We start from the raw sequence: 4,999 nt of genomic DNA, 5'->3' as shown, positions 1-4,999 counted from the left end.
ACCTACGGATGAGCTTGGCCCCACTTATCGATCTACGTCCGTTCCTGATCACCAGCGAGTTTTGGCCCCACCCACGGCCCTCCTCGCCGACGAGTGTGGTCCTCGTGTGCGTTCCCAGGGATCATGAGAAGTTCCGTGGGAGCCAAGAAGTGATCTGAGAAGTCCCGGTGGGTCTGAGAAGTTGATCGGCGTTTGTCGGCTGATGTTCCGTCGAGCCCCTCTGTCGCTGGATCGACGACCTTCGCGACCAATGGACCCGTAGCGACCTGCCAACGGCTCTACGATCATCAACCATCGGCTCCCGCAGCGTCCACCTGCTCCAGGCCACTGAGACGGAGAGCTTCGTCGAGCTCGCCGAGCTTCGCGGGCGACAGGCTTCCGGCCTTCTCGATCAGGTCTGCCGTGGTCAGGGTGACCAGCCACGTGCAAGGAATGAGGCCTGGGCGTGGGAGCGCGACTCGCAGGACACCGCCCAGGGGCAGCCCCTCGGGGGCGCCCACTGCCACCTCGACAGCCACGCCGCTGATCTCGATGTTCGCTGGAGCGACGACCTGTATGGCCCGGAACCCACCGGGCTCCTCTCCCGAGAGCAGAACGACCGGCCGCCGCTCATCGAAGTCCACCCACCAGACTTCGCCGCGTTCCATGTGTCCTCCTACACGAGACGGCAGGCGCACCCCGCACGACCGCGCAGAACACGCATCGGTCGTCAGCCACGCCCGGACCTCCCTCACCGACGACCATCACATCACTACGACGATCATCCGGTCGCCGAAATTCTCAGCTCCGATGGGACTCGCCCGGTCCCGGACGTCCCCCGGTCAGTGTCGGTGGCCAGCGGAAACTGCCCGCAGGCGGCCAAGACGCCGGCGACGGCCACGATCACGATCACGCTGAGTGATGGCGCGAAGGGGCTGAAGGCCGCCGATCGCACTACGTTTACAACGACCGTATTTTCGGGTCAGTCCCGGTCGGGCAGGGCAAGACCGGCTTGAAGGTCACGAATGATCGTGCCGAGTTGGCCTGATGCGAGGAGCCCGGGCCCGAGAGGACCTGACCGATTCTCGCCGACAGGCGGGAGGGCTCGTAGGGCGGCCCGGACCTCCGCCCTCATGTGATTGAGCTGCCAGCGGATCTCGTCCTCGACGGCTCCTGGCCTGCCGGGGGCCACCAGGCCGGCCGCTTTGGCTGCATACGCGGCGGTGCCCAGTGCGTGCGCGCCCATGTGGCAGATGGCTACGGCTTGACCGGCGGCTCGGGCAGCGGCAGCTGCCGCGGGAGCCTTCACATCGCCGGCAGCGACGCCACCCACGAATCGACGGCGGATCTCCTCGGCAGTGTTCAGCTCTCCCCGGGCGAACGCCCGGGTCCGGGCGATGGCAGCGCGAGGGCGGTCATCCTTTGGAGCTTCGGCCTCGAACAGCCCCAGAACCCGCTCTGCGCAATCGGCGGCCCATGCGGCGACAATACGTCGGTCGGCTTCGCTGAGCGTCTGCGGAGATCCCACCACGCTGACTTTACATAGCTGATCAGAGGCGCCGAGCGCCAACTCCCAGCGCGAGCGCCTTGGCGGCAGCCGCCACCTTGAGTGACGAAGCGGCCTCCAGTGCGCCGTCTGCGTCGGCCGTCAGTGGGCAGATCCTGGTGGCCACCCACAGTCAGCGAACACCGGACCGTGTCATCGAATCAGGCCCGCCCTGGCCAGGACCTCGAACCGGGCCGACTTCACTGACAACGGACACTCGCTCGCCGTAGGTCCAGGTCGTTCGTCCTCGCTTCGCTGCGGGCGCTCCACCTGGACCTGCGACTTCGTCGAGGACGAGATCGGCAGCTACGAGGAGGCCGGAGATCCCTGCCGTGGGTGTGGCACCGCGGGGGTGGGGCCAAAACTCGTCGGAACTCGCTTAGCGATCAAGAGGGGTGGAGCCAGCTCTCGTCGGGCGGATTCAGCCGATGATTGCAACATCCGGGAGGTCGAGTGTTGCGACGAGCTTATCGAGCTGACTCGCCGGAGTCGTCCAGCCGAGGATCTTGCGGGGCCGCGCGTTGAGTTCGGTAGCGACGGCCGCCAGATCGGCCGCGGTGTGGACGGACAGGTCGGTGCCCTTCGGGAAGTACTGGCGCAGCAACCCGTTCGTGTTTTCGTTCGAGCCGCGCTGCCAGGGTTTGGCGGGCTCGCAGAAGTAGACCGGGACACCGGTGGCCGCGGTGAACTCGTCGTGGCGGCTCATCTCGCTGCCTTGATCCCAGGTCAGCGAACGCGCCAGTGGGGTGGGCAGGCCGGAGATCTCGCGTACGAGCGCGTCGAGGACTTGGTCGGCACCGCGTCCGCCGGGCAGGTGCAGCAGCATCAGGTAGCGGGTGGAGCGCTCGACCAGGGTGGCGATGGCGGACCGGTTGCCCTGGCCGACGATGAGGTCGCCTTCCCAGTGACCGGGCTGGATCCTGTCCTGCACTTCGGCCGGCCGCTGGGTGATCAGGGTGCCGGGGTCGACGAAGCGGGTGGCGCGCTGGTCAGGGCGGCGTCGCGGGCGGCGGGACCGTCGGCGGGTGCGTAGTTTCGTGGCGGTGTCGCGGTCCAGGCCGCCGCGTTCGGGCCGGTAGAGGGCCTGGTAGATGGTCTCGGGTGCGGGTGTGTAGGAACGTGCGCCAGGAGGCATCGGCCCGCCGGGGCGTGGGATCGACACCGGCGCGGTGCAGGATCCGCCAGACGGTGGCGACTCCGACCGGGTAGCCCAGCCCGGCGAGTTCTCCCTGGATCCGGCGGTGGCCCCAGGTCGGGTTCTCCTGGGCGAGGCGCAGGACCAGATCGCGGATCTCCCTGCGGATCAGTGGCCGTCCGGGGGTCTTGCGCGAATGGGTCCGTTTTCGTGCGAGGAGCTCACGGTGTCAGCGCAGCACGGTGGCTGGGGTGACGAAGAACGAACCCCAGCGAGCTCGGGGTAGCAGCCGGGACAGGGCTGCGAGGATCAGCCGATCCGCCGGTTCCATCGTCGGACGGTTCACCTGCCGTCGTAACACCGCCACCTGATGTCGCAGGACGAGGAGCTCTACGTCCTTCGCGGTGTCCCCGCGGACTCGGAGCAGCATCAGTCCGAGAGTGTTGCGTGTCAGGGCGTGGAGCAGCGACCACACCATGACCATCCAGCCTGCCCGACACAGGCCCAGTCCGGCAGGCAAACGTGCAGGTCACCGCCCAAATCGGGGTTCTGGAGCCCCACAGGCTCCTACCGAACGGCCATCTACGACTCGCCCATGCTGAACGCCCCCGTGCCCGTGCACTCGCCCTATGCGGGCGACTTCGTCAAACTGCGCGAGTTCTACGGCGACTACATCGCCAACCATCTACGTGACCCCGACGAGGTCGCCCACGTCATCGCGGCGGCGGCCACCACGCGCCGCCGCCGGCTGCGCCACCCGGTCGGCACCGACGCCTGGATCAAGCTCGCGCAGCGCTGCCCTGGCCGGTGTACGAGCGGGCCACCCGCCGGCTGATCGGCCTGCGCCCGTAGCCTGCCTTCGGCGCGGGCGTCTGACCCGCACTGACGCTTTAGATGCGGAACACCCTGGTGGCGTTCCCGCCGAGGAACGCCGCCCGAGTCTCGCTGTCGAGACCGAGCTCGCCAAGGCGTTCGAGAGCCCGCCGCGGAGTGATCATCGGATAGTTCGTCCCGAACAGGACCTTGGCCCGGCCGTGCTCCCGTAGGTAGGCGACCAGCTCCGGGGGATACCGGTGGGCGGCGTAGGCGGAGGTGTCGATGTAGACGTTCGGGTATTTCGTCGCGAGCGCGATCATCTCGTTGGTCCACGGGTAGCCGATGTGTCCGGCGACGATGACGAGCTCCGGGAATTCCAGTGCCACGTCGTCGAGGTACGGGATCGGCCGCCCGGTCTCCGAGGTGCGCAGCGGGCCGGTGTGCCCGACCTGGGTGCAGAACGGGATACCCAGCTCGACGCAGGTGGCGAACAGCGGGTAGTACCGCCGGTCGTTTGGCGGCAGCCCCCACAGCCACGGCACGATCCGCAGCGCGACGAACCCCAGGTCCTGCACGGCACGGCGGAGTTCGCCGATGGCGGCGACCGGGTAGCGGATGTCGACGGAGGCGACGCCGCGGAACCGGTCTGGTCGAGCCCGGACGCAGGCGTCCACCTCGTCGTTGGAGATCAGTGGACCGGCCGGGCCGTACCAGGCGCAGATCAGCCCCCGGTCAACCCCGCCGTCGTCGAGTGCCCGGACGGTCGCGTCCAGGGGCAGTTCGCCGGTTGGCTCCGCGGCGCCAGTCCACCGGTGCAGCGACGCGAACATGTCCTCGCGCAGGAACCGGACCGTGGGGTGCTGCATCCAGGCGTCCACGACCGGGCCCGCGGGCAGCCCCTCGGCATCCACCACGGACTACCTCCCGCCGCCATTCATCCCTCGGCCGGTCACGGCGGCCACCCGGCCCCGGTCAGGTCCGCGACGCCATCATCATGCCGTCCTTCCGCCTCGGAGAAGCTGCGGCGCTCGCCTTTACGGCCGTGGTGGGTCAGCACCCGGTAGAACAGCCGGGGTCGCTGACCAGGCCGGTAACAGACCAGGGCTGCCATCGACACTCGCCCCGAGCCCTTCCCGGACACCCGCACGGTCGGGGTGTGGCCCCGCGCTGCCCAGGTCCGGGCCTTGCGACCCGGACCGGTCGTCCCTCGAGGTCGTCACGACGAGGACGGCCGGACAGCGATCGCGTCCTGACTCATCCTCGGTACGGCCCCGTCCTGGTACTCGCCGGGGCGGGCCGTACTCGTGTCCAGGGCGCATGTCCGGGCCATCCGGGACAATCTGCTGCCGCATCAGGCAGACAGCCCTGGCAGCCCGGACAGCGTTGGTCAACGCACCAGCACCGGCACCGAGGCATCGAGTAGCTCACTAGCGCGCTGGCCATGAACGTTTCCGGTCGTGGTCAGGTGCTGGTGGGGTGGTTGCGGGCACACCGTCAGGGATGGGGGACGTTGACCGGTTCCT

The 4,999-nt window shown here is 68.6% G+C and carries 4 protein-coding genes and 2 pseudogenes; 1 reads left to right on the top strand and 5 read right to left on the bottom strand.

The window, feature by feature from the left end; all coding sequences use genetic code 11:
• Positions 1-287 precede the first annotated feature (287 nt).
• The 4 genes and pseudogenes from AC559T_RS08255 to AC559T_RS08240 form a co-directional block, all read right to left on the bottom strand.
• The gene (locus AC559T_RS08255; RefSeq protein ID WP_498868317.1) at positions 288-647 is read right to left on the bottom strand and encodes a type II toxin-antitoxin system PemK/MazF family toxin; all 360 of its coding nucleotides are present in this window, start codon (positions 645-647) and stop codon (positions 288-290) included.
• A 314-nt stretch (positions 648-961) separates the two neighbouring features.
• Positions 962-1,549, bottom strand: coding sequence for a putative immunity protein (locus tag AC559T_RS08250; RefSeq protein WP_498868316.1), 588 nt, complete (start codon positions 1,547-1,549; stop codon positions 962-964).
• 397 nt (positions 1,550-1,946) lie between these two features.
• A pseudogene (locus tag AC559T_RS08245) lies at positions 1,947-2,654 on the bottom strand (IS30 family transposase); the annotation flags it as partial.
• Positions 2,629-3,180 (bottom strand): annotated as a pseudogene (locus tag AC559T_RS08240) (IS3 family transposase); the annotation flags it as partial. The pseudogenes AC559T_RS08240 and AC559T_RS08245, both read right to left, overlap by 26 nt.
• A 75-nt stretch (positions 3,181-3,255) precedes the next feature.
• Here AC559T_RS08240 and AC559T_RS08235 point away from each other — a divergent pair.
• The gene (locus tag AC559T_RS08235) at positions 3,256-3,495 is read left to right on the top strand and encodes a hypothetical protein (RefSeq protein ID WP_498868315.1); all 240 of its coding nucleotides are present in this window, start codon (positions 3,256-3,258) and stop codon (positions 3,493-3,495) included.
• A 55-nt stretch (positions 3,496-3,550) separates the two neighbouring features.
• On the opposite strand, the gene AC559T_RS08230 is transcribed toward AC559T_RS08235, so the two are convergent.
• Entirely contained in the window at positions 3,551-4,390 is an 840-nt protein-coding gene (locus AC559T_RS08230) for an amidohydrolase family protein (RefSeq protein ID WP_198541211.1), read from the bottom strand.
• Positions 4,391-4,999: the final 609 nt, after the last annotated feature.

This window comes from Frankia sp. Hr75.2 (assembly GCF_949319125.1).
Classification (GTDB): Bacteria; Actinomycetota; Actinomycetes; order Frankiales; family Frankiaceae; genus Parafrankia; species Parafrankia soli.
The sequence above is the reverse complement of the archived record's forward strand: the minus strand, read 5'-3'. Positions and strand labels throughout refer to the sequence as shown.